This is a genomic window from Mesorhizobium sp. WSM4820 (assembly GCF_055811075.1).
This window is the reverse complement of the sequence record NZ_JBVVQN010000086.1, coordinates 1-519: the sequence shown is the minus strand read 5'-3', so window position 1 is coordinate 519 and position 519 is coordinate 1. Positions and strand designations below refer to the sequence as shown.

The window sequence follows — 519 nt, the reverse complement described above, 5'->3', positions numbered from 1 at the left end:
TTCTTGGCGTCGGAAGAAAGCAGCTTTGTAAATGGCGTCGAATTCTTTGTCGACGGCGGTATGGCGCAAGTATGAGCATCCGAGATGCGGGCCTGACATTTATTTTAACTGGTACGACACAAGGTGATGGGACATGACCGAAAGCCCGACTTTGTGCTGCGAGCAGCCAGATCTTCTGCTCAAGAACCCAGACAGGGATTGGACATCTATGGGCGGCCACCGACGACACGCCGGTGAAAGTCTGTCTGTCCAGCACGCCTGGAGAGCATAAGCGCCGTGTTGATGCGCCCGCACGCCAAAATCAACCCCGATACCCAGTGCCGAAGAGAACTTTCGTTCAGCAGGAGAAACTCATGACAAATCTTTCGCGCAGAGCCTTTGCCTTCGCAATCCCCGCGATCCCAGTTGCACTAGGGTCCGCTTTGGCCGCCAGCGTGAATACCGCGAAAGCGCGGACTGCCGATCCCAAAGCGCTCGTCCCCTCAGCACAAATCAGGATCGGCCGCTTCACCGTAACCG

At 56.3% G+C, this 519-nt stretch carries 1 protein-coding gene; it reads right to left on the bottom strand.

Features of this window, described 5'->3' with window-relative positions:
* Positions 1–337: 337 nt before the first annotated feature.
* Positions 338–519 (bottom strand): hypothetical protein (locus AC0L2R_RS33830; RefSeq protein WP_473514121.1); only part of this gene is annotated, 182 nt, incomplete at its 5' end.